The sequence below is a fragment of the Vagococcus sp. CY52-2 genome (genome assembly GCF_022655055.1).
Taxonomy (GTDB): domain Bacteria; phylum Bacillota; class Bacilli; order Lactobacillales; family Vagococcaceae; genus Vagococcus.
In genome coordinates this window covers 935,737-951,910 of record NZ_CP093384.1, presented here as the reverse complement: position 1 = coordinate 951,910, position 16,174 = coordinate 935,737, and the positions used below count along the sequence as shown (strand labels likewise).

Below are 16,174 nucleotides of genomic sequence, written 5' to 3'. Positions count from 1 at the left end.
TTATCACCGAGTCTTCAAACTATTTACGCTTTTTCTTCATTAAGTTTAACAATTTCTACGATTAAGCTAGTCGCTTTTTCCATGCTTTCAACTGCCACATATTCAAAACGTCCATGCATGTTTTCCCCACCAGCAAAAATATTTGGTGTAGGTAATCCCATGTAAGAAATTTTAGAACCGTCTGTTCCACCGCGTACGGGTGCTTTATTTGGTTCAATGTCTAAATTACGCATTGCTTCGTCTACTAAATCAATGATACTCATATCTTTTTCGATAACTTCACGCATGTTGTAGTATTGGTCAAATAAGTTTAATGACACACGTTCTTGACCAAAGTTGTCGTTAAATTCTTTTACGATGGATTCAAGTAGTGATTTACGTGCTTCAAATTTTTCACGGTCATGATCACGAATAATGTAAGTCATCGTTGCTTCATCAGGCACACCATCTAATTGTAATAAATGGAAGAATCCTTCATATCCATCTGTTTTTTCAGGAACTTCATCTTGTGGTAATTTATTATGTAAGTCAATGGCTACTTGCAAGGCATTAATCATGGTGTCTTTTGCTGTACCTGGGTGAACGTTTTTACCTTCAATTGAAATTTCTGCTTGAGCAGCACTAAATGTTTCAAATTGTAATTCACCAACTGGTCCACCATCCATCGTATAAGCAAAGTCTACTGGGAATTCTTCGACATTAAATTTATCCGCTCCAACACCGATTTCTTCGTCTGGACCAAACGCTACCATGATTTTACCATGTTTAATTTCTGGATGATTCACTAAATATTCCATCGCAGTCATAATTTCAGCGATACCTGATTTATCATCTGCTCCTAAAAGAGTTGAACCGTCCGTTGTAATCAATGTTTGACCTTTATAGTTAGCTAAGTTAGGGAAATCTTTAACGGTTAACTTAAACTTGCCTTCTTTGTCTAAAGGAATATCACTTTGACCATCGTAATTTTCTACAAATTGTGGGTTCACACCAACAGCGTTAAAATCAGCTGTATCCATATGTGCGATAAATCCAATGCTACGCACGTCTTTATCTGTATTGCTTGGTAATGTCGCAATCACAAATCCGTTTTCTTCGTTATGGAATACATCTGACATCCCAATATCTTCTAATTCTTTTTTCAACTCTTTAGCAAAGGCAATTTGAGTTGGTGTTGATGGTGTTGTCTTGCTTGTTGCGTCCGATCTTGTTTCTGTCTTAACATACTTGATAAATCTTGGTACTAAATTTGTATACATAATTGACACTCCCTTATATTATTTCAAATGGATTAGTATTCACGTCACTTTCGATAAACGTGACATCCCAATCATTTTGTTGTTTCCATTGATTAAATAACTCAACATAGTATTTTTTACAAACTGACTCTATATAATGTCCTGGGTCAATCACTGATAACCCTTCTTCCATCATATCATGAGCCGTATGATAATACACATCTCCGGTAATATACACATCTGCCCCTTTTTTAAGAGCGTCTTTATAAAATTTCTCACCACTACCACCACAAATAGCCACTGTTTTTACTTGTTTATCTTTTGTGTCAGTCGTTAAACGAATGGCATTTAAGCCAAATGTCTGTTTAACTTTTTCAACAAAATCAAGCAATGGCATTGGTTGTGGTAGAGTACCCATACGACCGATTCCATATGTTTTTGATATATTTTCTAGTGGGAAAATATCAAACATCGGCTCTTCATACGGGTGATACTCATTAATAATTGACAGCACTGTTGGGTACTCTTGGGGTAAAAACATCACTTCAATTTTTTCTTCTTCAACACTTGTCAGCTCGTTATTCTCACCAATTGCTGGTTGAGCCTTTTCAAGTGGACGAAAACGACCTGTTCCGCTAGATGAAAAACTTGTGTAATCATAATCATGGTAAGCACCGATGCCTGCAGCACCAAATGCTTCTCGTAGTGACTCTGCATGAGTTGTCGGCACATAAACTACTAACTTACGGTAAAAATATTCGTGAGTTTGACGTAAATAATCCGTCACGTCAATACCCAACATCTCACAAAACAAGTCATTCAACCCATTATCGACAATATCCATGTTAGTATGTGCAGCGTAGACGGCGATGTCATGCTTTAATAAATCAGCATACATTTTAGTTTGAAAATCATCGACCAACAAATGCTTCACTGGACGAAAAATCGGCGGATGTTTCGCCACGATTAAATCAATCTTTTTATCAATCGCTTCTTGCACCACATCAGGTCTAACATCTAGTGTCATCATCACACGATTAATCGGTTTATTAAGCGTGCCAATATGTAACCCAACTGGATCATTATCTTCAGCAAGTTCTAGTGGGACGACTGATTCAAATTGTTTAATAAATTCAGCTCCTGTTATTTTCACGACAGTACCTCCTTGATTAAATCACACTGATGATTGATTTGTGCTATTTTTTCATCTTGGCTTGTTTTAGATTGAGACAACTGACGTATTACGCGTTCATATTGTTCTAATTCAAATTGCCATTTTGCTTTAAACACTTCAGATGATTCATTCATCAAAATGGGGCCAAATAATTCTTCTGATTCAGTTAGCTCTACTTTTTTATCAGATGCTTCAGCAACAATAATTTCGTATGTTTTATCATTCTCACTCAATATTTTTTCATCTTGAATGATGTAATGATTCTCTACCAACCAACGTCTTAGGACATGAGAGCCAACGTTTGGTTGCAAGATTAATAATTCTTTACGTGTTAGGCATTTCTTGTGTTTGCCACGTTCTAAAATATCTCGAATGAGTGTGCCACCCATCCCACAAATCGTGATAGCACTTACGTTATCATAAGGTTTGATGACTTCTAAGCCATCTCCTAATCTAACATCTATTTTATCTGTCAGTAATAAATCATTGACCAATCTTTCAGCAGATTCATATGGACCTTTGACGACTTCACCGGCAATAGCTCCTGTAATCTGATTATTTAATATTAAATGAGCAGGCAAATACGCATGGTCAGAGCCGATATCAGCTAAAAAGCTATCCTGTGGCACTAAATTTGCTACTGCTTCCAAACGGTTTGATAATTGTTGATAATCCATATATTCGCCTCACTTTTCATCATTAATCTTATTATAACACTAATCAAATTTTTTTAAATGCTATTAACAGTATGATTTGTGTTATTTATGGTAACTTTTTAATATAACGTATTAAATTACAAATAGTGAAAAAGTTATAAAGAAATGCTTTAAGGTAAAATATCTATGCTTGGAATCATTAATGTTATTGTTTACTTTTAATGTATTTTCAAATCAAATTATCATGACTATTCAACAATAAGAGGAAAACCTACATTTAAATGCATGACAAATTTTAAAGCTGATACAAATTTTTTATACTGATTGACTAGGTACTCAATCACTTAAATCATTTGTATCAGCATTTGTAACCTTTTTTAATATTTATGTTTTCTAAAACGATTATTAGCTAATTTTTTTCTTTATAGAATTAATTGACCTTTAACAAATTTCATAATGCTATTTCATTTTTTCTAAAATCTATTAAGCTAATAACTAGATTTTTTAGTTACTGCTAGTATTCATCATGTAGTTTAGCCTGATAAGTTGTTTCAATCGTTTCTTCCCATGAATTTAAATCTATTCTTCCAACTAATTCAACACGAGCGCTCATATTATTTACTTGATTAGTTAAAGATACTAATCCTATTCGTCTTTCTTCTTCGTTTAAAGGAATGTACACACCAAAAGGTTCTTTTCTTGACGAACAAATAGGTATATTTTTATGGCACATTGAATTAATTGCATTATGCACTTCTCTTTCATCAAGTTTTAACGGTGTTGAGATATCTTTAACTCGCTTAGCGTTCTCTAGTCCATGAGGAATCATTTCATAAATACTACTTTCCTGTGTACTCAGTACATATTTTTTTAAATTTTTCATTAAAAAATCTCCTCTTTTCATCTAAGTTTGTTGCTAAAAAGCAACATTTTTGAGATGATAAAGACAGAAAAGAATACTTATTGCCTTTTTCTCGTCCGCCAAGACTAAGAGAAAAAGGTTTTTTTCTGCCAATAACCATCTTATCCCCCCTTTTTTAATCAGTAAATATTTTTTATTATTAGTTCATCGAATCATCTCCATTCTTGTATATTTAGAAAATTATTCAATACATTTTATTTGTATCGACATTTTTCTAACAGTTTCATTCTATTATTAAAAAATTATTTTTTCAACTATATATAGTGTATATTTTTCTAAAAAGCTATAAAACTCACTATATATAGTGTCTTATATGCTAAATTCAGATTTTATAAATATTTTCTGCTAATCTTTTATTGTGGATAACTCACGATTATTAATTAAAAAATATTTTTTTGTCATGATCAATAAGTATTCGATGAAATAAAAAAGACTGACCACAAAGGCCAGTCCTTTCAATTTAATTAAGCATTGTCTGCTTGTTTTTTACGTTTCGCTGCTTTTTCACGTTCAGCTTTGTTTAAGATTTGTTTTCTTAAACGAATGCTTTCTGGTGTTACTTCACAGTATTCATCGTCATTTAAGAATTGTAATGATTCTTCTAATGTTAAGATTTTTGGTTTTTTAATCACTGATGTTTGGTCTTTTGTTGCAGAACGCACGTTAGTCATTTGTTTTGCTTTTGTGATGTTAACACCTAAGTCATTTTCACGAGAGTTTTGACCTACGATCATTCCTTCGTATACTTCTGTACCTGGCTCAACAAAGACAGTCCCACGTTCTTCAATACTCATGATAGAGTAAGTTGTAGCTTTACCTTGGTCGATAGAGACTAAGGCACCGTTACGACGACCACTGACTAAACCAGAGATTACTGGTAGGTATGAGTCAAACGTGTGGTTCATGATACCATATCCACGAGTTAATGACATAAATTCAGTTGAGTAACCAATTAATCCACGGGCTGGAGCTAAGAAGATTAAGCGGACTTGACCGTTACCTGAGTTGATCATGTCTTGCATTTCTGCTTTACGTTGACCTAATGACTCGATAACCCCACCCATGTATTCTTCAGGTGTGTCAATTTGCACACGTTCAAATGGCTCACATAATACGCCATCAACGTCACGATAAATAACACTCGGACGAGATACTTGTAACTCGTATCCTTCACGACGCATGTTTTCTATTAAGATAGATAAATGCAATTCTCCACGTCCAGAAACGATCCATTTATCTGGCGATTCAGTTTCTTCAACTTTTAGAGACACATCTGTTTGTAATTGGTTTTGTAGACGTTCTTCGATTTTACGAGCCGTCACGTATTTACCTTCGCGACCTGCAAATGGAGAGTTGTTTACTAAGAAAGTCATTTGTAATGTTGGCTCATCAATGTGTAGGATTGGTAGAGCATCTTGGTGGTCAACAGGTGTAACAGTTTCTCCAACGAAGATATCTTCCATACCTGAAACCGCAATTAAATCTCCCGCTTTAGCTTCATTGATTTCCACACGAGTTAGGCCTAAGAAACCTAATAATTTAGTGACACGGAACTTTTTAACAGAACCATCTAATTTCATTAAAGCAACTTGGTCCCCAACTTTGATTGTTCCACGGAATACACGACCAATCCCAATACGCCCAACGTAATCATTGTAATCAAGTAATGATACTTGGAATTGTAATGGCTCATCACTATTATCAACTGGAGCTGGAATATGCTCAATAATAGAGTCAAGTACGTGATTCATTGTGTGTTCTTGATCAGCTGGATCATCAGATAAACTTGATGTTCCGTTTACAGCTGCAGCATAAACAACTGGGAATTCTAATTGGTCATCATCAGCACCAAGCTCGATAAATAACTCTAATACTTCATCCACTACTTCAGCTGGACGAGCAGTTGGTTTATCAATTTTATTTACAACCACGATTGGTGTTAATTTTTGCTCTAAGGCTTTTTTCAACACAAAACGTGTTTGAGGCATTGTTCCTTCATACGCATCGACAACAAGCACCACACCGTCTACCATTTTCATGATACGTTCAACTTCTCCACCAAAGTCCGCATGTCCTGGCGTGTCCAAGATGTTGATGTGTTTTCCAGCATAGTTGATGGCTGTATTTTTAGCTAAAATCGTAATACCACGTTCTTTTTCAATATCACCAGAGTCCATTGCACGTTCTTGTAACTGTGTATGGCCTTCCAATGTATCAGATTGTTTTAACAATTCGTCTACCAACGTTGTTTTACCGTGGTCAACGTGGGCAATAATTGCCACATTACGAATATCTTCTCTTAATTTCACTATTATATACTCTCCTTACTGTTTAAAAAACATAAGCGATTAATCCTCGCTTAAATTAACCGACTATTCAGTATAACAAAAAAATTCCATGAAAAAAAGTGAAAGTTTTTCATTTTTCACTTATTTTTAAAAAATTTTTGAATATCACGAAAAGTCTGTGGTGTTGCAACAATAAAATACTGGCGTTTTCCTAATATATTATAGTCTAGGTCAGGAAATTGACGACAGACTAATCCTAACGCTTGTGATAAAACCGTTCCTGCTGCAAAATCCCAAGGAGCTAGATTGGAAATGTAAGCATTTTGCTTACCTCGAATAACATTTAAAAAATCTAATCCAGCACATCCTAACATTCTAACACCAATAGCTGCTGAGGCAATCTCACGACTGTGCTCATAATTCTCTGAATACATTCCCACGTTACAGCCTAGCAGTCCATCTGCTAGAGAACTATCTTCTGGAGCATGTAATGGGGTGCCATTTAAATAAACACCCGTAGAAGGACCACCATAAACAAATTCATTTTTCATCACGTCATAGATAAACCCTAATAATGGGTTTCCGTCTTCAAAAATGCCAATCATCACACAAAAATTTTCTTGTTGTTTGACAAAATTCAATGTGCCATCAATTGGATCAATAATCCAGATTCTCCCTTTTGTTGAAGAAACCTCTCTTCCTGTTCCTTCTTCACCAATAATTAAATCATTGGGATACGCCTCGTTTATTTTTTTTACTAAAAAGGATTCTGTTCCTTTATCAACATTTGTTACCAAATCACTGCGATTCGTTTTTTCTTCTACTGTCACCACTTGTTTTAACTCATCTTTAATGTATTGACCTGCTTCTTCCATCCACTGTTTGACTTGTAACATTAATTGTTTGTTATCCATTCACTAAATCCTTTCTCTTAATCAAACCTGCTTGTTTTTTTCTTGCTAGTTGCACCACACGATATAAGGAATAACCACTAACTTCTTCAAACTCACGACCTAATTGGCGCTCTTCACCGATACTTTTTACCACGGATTTAAATTCTTTATAAGTATCAAAAAATTCATCCACGTCTATTTTCGATTCATACGCTTGTTCGACTGCTTGCCAAACTCCCATCACTTTTATCAACTCATCTGTTGTCCAATCGGGATTCATTGGATACGTAAAATTTTCTTTCACACGCTCACCTGTTCTCTTTATCGTAATATTATCTAGTTAAAAGTGTATCAAAAAAATCACCAAAGAGATAGTAAAAACAAATAAAAGCCAAAAAAGACGAAGAAAACTGTCTTTTTTGGCCAATAGTTATTTTTTAATCTCATGATCTGGAAACGTCACTTTAAAGGTGGTTCCAACACCCAACTCACTAATGACCTGGATAGAGCCTTTATGAAGTTTCACTAACTGATCAACAATCGATAGACCTAATCCTGATTCACCATATTTTGTGTTTTTCCTTGATGGATCAGCTTTATAATATCTATCCCACATATTTTTTTGTTGCTCTTTATCCATTCCAATCCCATTATCAGAAATAGAGACAACTGTCGCATTTTCTAAACGTGATAGAGACAATCTAATCTCTCCGTCTTGTGTAAATTGGATGGCATTGGTTGTAATATTTACCACGACTTGAACAAATCGATCATAATCAGCACATACCTTAATTGGCTCAGTTGTATCTAGAATAAGTTGATCGTTTTTATCCCCAGCCTTACCCTTTAATTGTTCAATGATTAGTTCCAACACTTCAGTTGCATTAAATTGTTGTATAACCATTTTAATTTGATTGGTTCGAATTTTCTCATAATCAAGGTTTTCATTCACTAAACGAATCAATCGTCTGGTTTCATTTTGCATAAGTGTAATGCATTTTTCTTCTTGATCTTTTGGTATGGCGCCATAAGAAATGCCTTCCAAGAGACCATTAATCGTCGTTAAAGGGGTTCGCATTTCATGAGCCACATCTGCCATAAAATTACGGCGTCGCTCTTCTTGGCGCTCAATTTCTTCTTGCGATTCTTTTAACGCAATAGCGAGTAAATTAAAGTCAGAAGCAAGCTCATCGAGTTCATCACCTTTATCTTTCACTTTAATTTGCACATCATAATTTCCATTAGCTAATTGGTTCGTCGCTTGTTTCATGCGATCAATTCGTTTGACTTGAAATTTCGCTAAAAAGTAACTCAACCAAATAGCAATAATGGTTGAAATTAAAAAACCTTTCAATAAGTCATTGGTCAGTGATTTCAAACTAGCGTCGATACTACTATCTGGCCTAGAAACCAATAAAAGCCCCATAAATTTTAAATCTGGTGAAGAAAAAAGTGGTTGAATAAACAAGGATGTTGGTTGACTATTAGTTGATAAGTGCGTATCTTTTACCGTCTTTTTTATCGTGTTTCCATTTTTTAACGAATCTAACTCCGTCTCAGTCACATAACTCGAACCACTTTGTCCTTCAAATTCTACTGGATAACTCACCGTTAAATCTGGGTTAAGCATCGTAAAGGCTACTTTTTGTTTTTTCAACACAGACTGAGAAGTATCAAGGGATTGTTGAAGTGTCCAATTTTGTTGTTTAATATTATCAATGATGGTATCAGAGTACCCTTTCAATTGAGCATAAGAGGTTTCTGTTACCGTTCGCCTAGTGTACGAACGAAACGAGACACCAAAAATAATTAATACCGTCAAGATAATCACAACAAACGCAATCATCTGTTGTAGTAGGTATTTCATAGCGCACTACTCTTTAATGTTTGAATCGTCAAATTTGTAGCCAACTCCCCAAACAGTTTGAATCACTTGCGGACCAACTTTTTCAATTTTTTGTCTTAATTTTTTGATATGTGCATCAACTGTTCGTTCATCACCAAAATATTGGTAATCCCAAACTAATTCCAATAATTTTTCACGAGAGAATACTTGTCTTGGTTTTCTCGCTAATGTTAATAATAAATCAAATTCTTTTGGCGTTAAACCACTCACCAATTCCTCATCAAAATACGCTTCACGTGTTTTAATGTTAATTTTAAAATGTTCAGTTTTCACATCAAAGTCATCATTTTTACTATGATCTGTATTTCCATCACCGTCTTCTTTGATTTGAGCTCTTCTATGTAACGCTTTAATTCTAGCGATTAATGTGATAGGACTAAATGGTTTTGTGACATAGTCGTCTGCTCCCATCTCTAGTCCAATGACTTGATCACTTTCAGAATCTCTTGCGGTTAACATCACGATTGGAACGGATGACGAATGTTTTCTCATTTCACGACAGACACTCACTCCATCCATTGTTGGTAAATTTAAATCTAGCGTAATCATATCCCAAGATGTTGGATCTTCTAAAAAGGCATCTAATCCTTCTTTTCCATCATCTTTAAACGTAACGTCCCATTCCTCATTCAAAAAAAACATTTTCATCATTTCTGAGACAGACTCGTTGTCTTCAATCATTAATAATTTCATGTGTATCCTCCTCTTTAGTTTTACTCATTTCTCGGTCAAGCTCATCGTTGAACAACTCAAGGCGTCGTTCAATCTGATAGAACACACTAATAATAGGTATTGCTATCAAAAATATTTCTAAAAGAAAGAATTGTGTTATACCACTACTCTTTATTAAAAACCCAATTAACCATGTTGCCACTCCAATCAACAGCAAGATTTTAGCAGCCACTTTTTGAGCATACTTAAATGTGGCATCTGTATATCTTGCTCGCTGCGTACGATATCCGTATTTATTTTCTCGTCTTCTAGAAGGAAAAATCAGATAAATGACACCCACTACTGTCATTAACATTCCCACAAAATTAAATATCAAACTAACACCTACCTCACATTTCTTCTAATAGTATACTCTTTTTAGAACGTACATGGAACTAAAATGAACAGAATCGTTATAAAAGCACCTAAATAACTTTACAAAATAATGTCAAACATTTCAATGATTGCGTTATTTTTTTAAATAAATATTTAATCTTTGAATCATGTTTCACTAATTATGTTATTTTTTTCAAATTTAAAGACTATTTTAATAAAAACAAGAAGATAAACGTTTTTTTTCTTCACGTTATCTTCTTGTTTTTTTGACCTCCGAAATTAATGAGTTTCTCCACCAATCACTCGAATATCCTTCTTATTGTCAAACAATACAATGGCTTCTAATGCTTTTTCTAAAGATTGTACAATATCATCCAAACTCATACTTGGTTGATTTGGCTTATCAACCACTTGTGATGGGATAAAAGGAACATGGATAAACCCACCTTTTACATTTGGAAATTCTTTATCAATCATATATTGAACTTGATACATGATATGATTGCATACAAATGTTCCTGCCGTATTTGATACGGCTCCAGGTAAGCCAGCTTCTTTCATGGACGCTACCATCGCTTTGACGGGTAATTGAGTGAAATAAGCTGCTTGACCGTCTTTTTGGATTACTTCATCAATTGGTTGATTGCCTTCATTATCTGGAATCCGTGCATCATCTATATTGATTGCCACTCGTTCTGGCGTCACAGAAAATCGTCCACCAGCTTGACCAATATTTACGACAACATCTGGTTGATGTTTTATCATTGCTTCTTTCACTACTTCTGCTGATTTGTTAAAAACAGTTGGTATTTCAAGTTTTATAATAACTGCATCTAAAATAGTTTCTGGTAATTTTTTAACAGCTTCTAAAGCTGGGTTAGTTGATTCTCCACCAAATGGATCAAAACCTGTTACTAATATTTTCATCTAATATCTTCCTCTCTTTATTAAAAAGCTAACACATACATCAAAATGATATGAATGATCATCATCATAATAGCCATTGGGGCTTGAGCTTTTATGACACCATTTGTATCATCCATCTCAAGCAACGCCACCGGTAACGCATTGAAATTAGCGGCCATTGGCGTTAAGAGTGTCCCACAAAATCCTGCCGTCATCGCAAGTGTCCCAGCAACAACAGGGTCCCCCCCTTGCATCATCACAAATGGAACACCAATTCCTGCTGTAATAACAGTAAAAGCGGCAAACGCATTACCCATTACCATGGTAAATATCATCATACCTAAACAATAAGCAATGACGCCAGCTAAACGATTGCCTTCTGGAACAATACCCGAAATAGCATGGGAGATTACATCACCTACACCTGCTGCATTAAATACCACACCAAGCGCTGCTAGTAACTGTGGCAAAATACCTGTCGTCCCCACCGATTGTAACATGCGGTCAGTATCTTCTAATGCCGTTTTTGGTGGAGCTTTCGTAATCACCATCGCCACAAGTAATGCGACAATCGAAGCCACACCAATCCCCACTTGCCCTCCAAGTGGTGTGTACGAAATCACCACAGCGACAATTGCTAATAAAACAGATGGGAAAAAGATCCAACTTCCGATTCTTTCGGCTGATTTTTGACCTTCTTCTTCACTAATCTCGGCTAATTTCCCAACGTTAACTTGTTTAAACAACGTTAATAAACCAATAACAGCTAATAATATGCCTGAAACAACATAAGGCATTAGCTTTCCAGCTGCAAAAATCACCCCAAGGATTAACCAAAAAAGCCCAGTACCAATACGGGCACTATTGGTCTTGTCTTTAAAACAACGAACAGCTGTCATCATAGAAAGTAGACCAATCAAAATATAAAAAAATTCTAAAATCGCTGGAATATAGTGTGCCATTACTTGTCTACTCCTTTTATTTTATTGTATTTTTTAGCTAATTTTTTATCAAATAACCAGTTTGACACAGCAGAAAGAATTAAAGCGATCACTGCCACAAGTAACGCCATACGCGCAATACTTGCGTCACTTACTTTATAACCTAAATCTTTTAGTGTTCCGTAAATCAATAGCACACCTGCTGAGGCAATAAACGTATTTTGAGCAAAAAAGTTAGCAAAATTTTCGTTTGCTGCAGCTCTTGCTTTAATGTTATCTTCGTCTTCTTTTGAAATATCCCCATAAGTATGTTTGGCTGCTGCTTGAGCCATTGGGTTAACAATTGGACGCACAAACTGAGGATGCCCAGATAAACGAATCCCAAATAAACCGGCTAATTCACGTAGTGCAGTATATAGTGTAATAAATTTTCCGGGCGTGAGTCCCTTTATTTTCTTTATTAAAATAACTGCCTGTTGTCTTAATCCAAATCGTTCAGATAAACCAATCATTGGTAAGGTTAATAAAAATATTGTCACCAAACGATTATTAACAAACGCTTCACCTAACATGGTAAAAAATTCGTATAATGACATACCTGATACAAGAGCTGTTGATAATGCCGCAACAATGACAACAGCAATCGTATCAAACTTAAAAATAAACCCGACTAAAATAATCAGAATACCAATTAATTTAATCCATTCCATAAAAATCCCTCCTAAAAATAACAATAAATAGAAGTATAAATAACGTTTTCTGCAAAGTAAATAGTTTTTTATCCAACAAATTATCCACATATTATTCAATAATTTATTTTTTATATAAAAATAAATTTAATCTGTTTAGTTATTCCTTTTATTTTATACAATTTTTACTTTTGATAATTATATTTTTTTACATAATGTTTACACTCTATTCATAAACTTCATGGTAAATTAGTTGATTAAATAATTGGTATATGTTAAATTAGTAATGTGGTTGACAAATGTCTTCCATGAATGTTTTTTAAAGGAGGAATGTATGATGGTATTTACACAACAAGCCATTCAATACCGTGTGACATTAAATACTGATGAAAATATCTTTATTGTATTTGATGCAACAAACGATGAAATCTTTGCAACAGGCGCAACAATTGAAGAAGCTAAAGATAACTTAAATCAACTTGTTAAGGAGTAATTACATTGGAAGAACCCAGTAATTAAAGCAAGTATTCACCCCTAAACCCATGGATGAATACTTGCTTATTTTATTTGTTAAAATAAAGACCTATTGCTTCATGCATCATTCTAAACGACATCTATTTAAAAGTGGTATAGTTAATAAAATATAACATAACAAAAAAAGACAATGTTTTTTTAAATATAAAACACTGTCCAAATTATTATTATTTGTCTTTAATTGGTTCATCATCGAACACTGCCACTATCTTTCCATTGGCTTGTTTCGTTGCAGAGATTAGATACAATGACTTATCAGGGTATTGATCTAACACATAAATACCATCTTTAGCTTTATCATCTAGTGCATCCCAGGACTCAAATTCTTCTGTGTATTTTCCTTCGTCTGTTGTTTTTGAATCAGTTTTCGAATCATCCGTTTGCTCTATTTTGGATAAATCAATGCTTCCTGTATCTTTTGCCACAATATCAGGTGCGCCACCTTTTATTTGTTCAGTGTAAAAGTAATAACCTACCCCACCAATAATAATGACTAAAATTAAAATAGAAAAAATTCGTTTAAATACTTTCATGTCTTATCTCCTCTAAAGGCTAGCTCATGCTATTGACACCATCGACGATTTTTTTTATATCTTTATATAATTCCTCAATGGGAACAAACCTTGCTTTTCTTAAATATTCTCTGCCATCTAAAAACAATAATATGACAGGTACTGTCATTACTTGATATTTTCCAGATACTTCTGGTATATCAAACGTATTCACTTCTAAAAATGTTACATCTTCACTAAATTCAGCTAATTTTTTCTCTACTTGTGGTTTCAATCCGTGACAAACACTACAATTTGGTTGGCCAAAATAAACCATCGTCAATCCTTCTTGAGACACTTGTTCATTTAATTGATTGATGTCATAAACTTTTTCAAACATAACGTTTCCCCTCATTTCTCTCTTTATTATATAAAGAGACCAAGGTTAATCCAACTTTTATGCCTAAAGCGGTTTAAGCCCAAATAGAGTAGGATAATGTTCCAACGTATCTACTAAATCCATCGCATCTAAGAGAGTATAAATTACCACTATCTCCCAGGGTCTATTAAAGGTTTCATCAAATAACTCAATGATTGGATCCAGCTCTTGATGAATCTCTTCTATCACATGTTCCTCAACACTTAGTGTATTTAACTTGTAATGACGTGCCTCTATGGTTAAATAACCCAACGTGACAAGTGCGTCTAAAAAAATATCAGGTGTATCGGATGACATGATTCGTCCCTTTTCAATACGACGTAACTTTCGTTCAGCATATGTTAAAAAATAAGACTCATTTACATCGCCCAATCGTTTGTCTAACAATAAAAACTGAGGCGCTCGTGTGTTTTCTCGGTAAGTTTCTTCATAAAAAAAACTTGGCAAACTGACACATTCAGCTAAATTGGTTAAATTTTCAAACGATAGCCATTCTGTTTTTTTACCAGTTAATTGTTGAAAATAGAAAGGCAACTGCTTTATCTTAGCTAATGCTGGAGTATCTTCTGCATACTGACCCAAAGCTATATTGCCTTGTATTTTTTGATGCAAGGCATATAGTAAATAAAAAGCAACGTCTTTTGTCGATAAATCCAATTGTCTACATTTAGCGTTTAATTTTTCCACACAAGATAAAAAAAATGACTGATAGGTCTGTTTTAATTCCTCTTGTTTTTCTTCGGACATCACATATCCAACTAACTCATATCGTCCATGATAACGTGTGATAAGTCCAGCTGATATCCATGTTTCGATTACCACTTCGATCTCTTCCACATCAGGCAAGGTACGTTTTATATCGCGTAAGGTCACACTTTCTCCTTGTTCAATCATAAAATTAACGACTTGTTGAAATGCTTTATCTTGCATTAATGACCGATAAGTCTGTTCTGTTTGTAATGTTATAAATTGATACATTAAATTAACGCCTCATTTGAAAAAAATCTCCAAGTTTCCTCAGAGATTTTTAGGTTTTTATGCATTAAATGCGTTTGTTAGTGGTGGAACCACTTGTTTTTTACGTGACACGACGCCAGCTAATTCAGCTGTATTATTTTCCAATGTCACACCAAAAGCTGCTTCCACTTTTTCTTTTGGTTCTCCAACAACAAGAGCCACTGAATTACTATCTAAAATGTTTGTAATTACTAAGATAAATAAATCAAACCCGTTATCAGTGTTTTCTTTTGCCATTACTTCTTCTAATTCTGCTTGACGAGATAATACGTCAGTCACGTCTACTGTATTAACTTGACCAATACGAACTGATTTATCACCCATTGGGAAAGTTTTAGCATCCGCATTGATTAATTCTAATGCTGTTTTAGTTGAAAGATTGGTTCCTGCTTTAAGCATCTCTAAACCATAACCTTCTAAATCAACACCAGCAATTTCAGCTAATTCTTTCGCTGCTTTAATGTCTTCATCCGTACAGGTTGGTGATTTGAATAGTAATGAATCAGACACAATAGCTGAAAGCATCATTCCTGCTATGTCTTTTGGAATGTCAATACCATGTTCTTTATAGATTTTTAAGATAATGGTATTCGTACAACCAACTGGCTCAGCACGATAATACAATGGATTAGCTGTTTCAAAGTTTGCAATACGGTGATGATCCACTACGGCTAATACATCTAATTCTTTAATATCACTCACACTTTGTTGTGCTTCATTGTGATCGACTAACATCACTTGTGTTGTTTCATTTGCACAGTTTTCAATCACTCTTGGTGCATCCACGTTAAAATAGTTTAATGCATACGTTGTTTCTTCATTTGGTGTTCCTAAAGCAACGGCTTCAGCTTCGACACCTAGTTTATTTTGTAGATAAGCAAATGAGATTGCTGAAGCAATTGCATCTGTATCCGGATTTTGATGACCAAAAATTAATACCTTTGTCATAGTTATATCCCTCCAATTAATGTCATACAATTTGTATTATATCACAATTTTTATCATCAATAAGCAGAAATTTTTAATCATATTT

General features: G+C 34.4%; 19 protein-coding genes. 1 reads left to right on the top strand and 18 read right to left on the bottom strand.

What is annotated here, in order from left to right; genetic code table 11:
- Nucleotides 1-23: 23 nt before the first annotated feature.
- From pepT to MN187_RS04735, 14 genes are all read right to left on the bottom strand, one after another.
- Nucleotides 24-1,259, bottom strand: coding sequence for a peptidase T (gene pepT, locus MN187_RS04800; protein WP_241698985.1), 1,236 nt, complete (start codon nucleotides 1,257-1,259; stop codon nucleotides 24-26).
- A 13-nt stretch (nucleotides 1,260-1,272) separates the two neighbouring features.
- Nucleotides 1,273-2,391, bottom strand: coding sequence for a Nif3-like dinuclear metal center hexameric protein (locus MN187_RS04795; protein ID WP_242094533.1), 1,119 nt, complete (start codon nucleotides 2,389-2,391; stop codon nucleotides 1,273-1,275).
- Nucleotides 2,388-3,089: a tRNA (adenine(22)-N(1))-methyltransferase gene (locus tag MN187_RS04790; RefSeq protein ID WP_242094531.1), complete on the bottom strand. Its 702-nt coding sequence runs from the start codon at nucleotides 3,087-3,089 to the stop codon at nucleotides 2,388-2,390. Before MN187_RS04790 ends, MN187_RS04795 begins: the two co-directional genes overlap by 4 nt.
- A 493-nt stretch (nucleotides 3,090-3,582) precedes the next feature.
- Nucleotides 3,583-3,951 (bottom strand): hypothetical protein, encoded by a 369-nt coding sequence (locus MN187_RS04785; RefSeq protein WP_242094529.1) that lies wholly within the window; start codon nucleotides 3,949-3,951, stop codon nucleotides 3,583-3,585.
- Nucleotides 3,908-4,090 (bottom strand): hypothetical protein, encoded by a 183-nt coding sequence (locus MN187_RS04780; RefSeq protein WP_242094527.1) that lies wholly within the window; start codon nucleotides 4,088-4,090, stop codon nucleotides 3,908-3,910. The genes MN187_RS04785 and MN187_RS04780 overlap by 44 nt, the downstream gene beginning before the upstream one ends.
- Before the next feature lie 364 nt (nucleotides 4,091-4,454).
- A complete protein-coding gene (typA, locus tag MN187_RS04775) occupies nucleotides 4,455-6,299 on the bottom strand; it encodes a translational GTPase TypA (protein ID WP_242094525.1) in 1,845 nt (614 codons plus the stop codon).
- A gap of 116 nt (nucleotides 6,300-6,415) precedes the next feature.
- Nucleotides 6,416-7,192, bottom strand: coding sequence for an inositol monophosphatase family protein (locus MN187_RS04770; protein WP_242094523.1), 777 nt, complete (start codon nucleotides 7,190-7,192; stop codon nucleotides 6,416-6,418).
- Complete coding sequence (locus tag MN187_RS04765) at nucleotides 7,185-7,475, bottom strand: UPF0223 family protein (protein WP_256463839.1); 291 nt, start codon at nucleotides 7,473-7,475, stop codon at nucleotides 7,185-7,187. Before MN187_RS04765 ends, MN187_RS04770 begins: the two co-directional genes overlap by 8 nt.
- 126 nt (nucleotides 7,476-7,601) lie before the next feature.
- Nucleotides 7,602-9,038, bottom strand: coding sequence for an ATP-binding protein (locus tag MN187_RS04760; protein ID WP_117972281.1), 1,437 nt, complete (start codon nucleotides 9,036-9,038; stop codon nucleotides 7,602-7,604).
- Nucleotides 9,039-9,044: 6 nt separating this feature from the next.
- Nucleotides 9,045-9,770, bottom strand: coding sequence for a winged helix-turn-helix domain-containing protein (locus MN187_RS04755; protein ID WP_242094521.1), 726 nt, complete (start codon nucleotides 9,768-9,770; stop codon nucleotides 9,045-9,047).
- Nucleotides 9,751-10,125 (bottom strand): SdpI family protein, encoded by a 375-nt coding sequence (locus MN187_RS04750; protein ID WP_117972279.1) that lies wholly within the window; start codon nucleotides 10,123-10,125, stop codon nucleotides 9,751-9,753. The genes MN187_RS04755 and MN187_RS04750 overlap by 20 nt, the downstream gene beginning before the upstream one ends.
- A 278-nt stretch (nucleotides 10,126-10,403) precedes the next feature.
- Nucleotides 10,404-11,051, bottom strand: coding sequence for a pyroglutamyl-peptidase I (pcp, locus tag MN187_RS04745; RefSeq protein ID WP_117972278.1), 648 nt, complete (start codon nucleotides 11,049-11,051; stop codon nucleotides 10,404-10,406).
- 20 nt (nucleotides 11,052-11,071) lie between these two features.
- The gene (locus MN187_RS04740) at nucleotides 11,072-11,992 is read right to left on the bottom strand and encodes a DUF979 domain-containing protein (RefSeq protein ID WP_117972277.1); all 921 of its coding nucleotides are present in this window, start codon (nucleotides 11,990-11,992) and stop codon (nucleotides 11,072-11,074) included.
- Nucleotides 11,992-12,681, bottom strand: a complete 690-nt coding sequence (locus MN187_RS04735) for a DUF969 domain-containing protein (RefSeq protein ID WP_117972276.1) — start codon at nucleotides 12,679-12,681, stop codon at nucleotides 11,992-11,994. The genes MN187_RS04740 and MN187_RS04735 overlap by 1 nt, the downstream gene beginning before the upstream one ends.
- Before the next feature lie 316 nt (nucleotides 12,682-12,997).
- On the opposite strand from MN187_RS04735, the gene MN187_RS04730 reads away from it, so the two are divergent.
- Nucleotides 12,998-13,153 carry a hypothetical protein gene (locus tag MN187_RS04730; RefSeq protein ID WP_242094518.1) on the top strand — a complete coding sequence of 52 codons (156 nt, stop codon included), beginning with the start codon at nucleotides 12,998-13,000 and terminating at the stop codon, nucleotides 13,151-13,153.
- A 208-nt stretch (nucleotides 13,154-13,361) separates the two neighbouring features.
- Here MN187_RS04730 and MN187_RS04725 read toward each other — a convergent pair whose 3' ends face one another.
- From MN187_RS04725 to MN187_RS04710, 4 genes are all read right to left on the bottom strand, one after another.
- Entirely contained in the window at nucleotides 13,362-13,727 is a 366-nt protein-coding gene (locus MN187_RS04725) for a hypothetical protein (RefSeq protein ID WP_242094516.1), read from the bottom strand.
- A 19-nt stretch (nucleotides 13,728-13,746) separates the two neighbouring features.
- Entirely contained in the window at nucleotides 13,747-14,085 is a 339-nt protein-coding gene (locus tag MN187_RS04720) for a thioredoxin family protein (RefSeq protein ID WP_241698979.1), read from the bottom strand.
- 63 nt (nucleotides 14,086-14,148) lie between these two features.
- Nucleotides 14,149-15,102 carry a DUF1803 domain-containing protein gene (locus tag MN187_RS04715; RefSeq protein WP_242094514.1) on the bottom strand — a complete coding sequence of 318 codons (954 nt, stop codon included), beginning with the start codon at nucleotides 15,100-15,102 and terminating at the stop codon, nucleotides 14,149-14,151.
- Between the two features lie 57 nt (nucleotides 15,103-15,159).
- Entirely contained in the window at nucleotides 15,160-16,089 is a 930-nt protein-coding gene (locus tag MN187_RS04710) for a manganese-dependent inorganic pyrophosphatase (protein WP_242094512.1), read from the bottom strand.
- Nucleotides 16,090-16,174: the final 85 nt, after the last annotated feature.